This is a genomic window from uncultured Microscilla sp. (genome assembly GCF_947493425.1).
GTDB lineage: Bacteria > Bacteroidota > Bacteroidia > Cytophagales > Microscillaceae > Microscilla.
In genome coordinates, this window is record NZ_CANLRP010000525.1 from 1 (window position 1) to 397 (window position 397).

The window sequence follows — 397 nt, forward strand, 5'->3', positions numbered from 1 at the left end:
CTCTCCAACCGCGTCCAAATCAACGATATGGAACCTGGAGTGTCCTATTCGTTCAAACTTACCGCCGATTGCAACGCTTTTGGCAGTGAAGAAACCGCTATCCTGGATTTCAGAATGCCCACCCCCAAGCCCACCGGAGTACAATGTGGCAAACCCCTTACCATAGACCTCAGCAATCAAACTCCGATCTCAGATTTGCGAGTAGGTGACAAAATAATGGCGGCCGATTTTGAGTTTACCCTGGTAGAAGTCAAACCCCTGGGGGGAGGCTGGTTTGCGGGCCGAGCCTACACCCACATCAAGTTTTTTCGGGGAGCCAGGGTGTTTGCCCGGTTCGACCGCATCAAGATCAACACTGACAAACGCCTCATTGATGGAGAGTTGACCACTGATGGGG

At 52.1% G+C, this 397-nt stretch carries 1 pseudogene; it reads left to right on the top strand.

The features are described 5' to 3' along the window. Positions 1-397 (top strand): annotated as a pseudogene (locus tag Q0954_RS34570) (hypothetical protein); the annotation flags it as partial.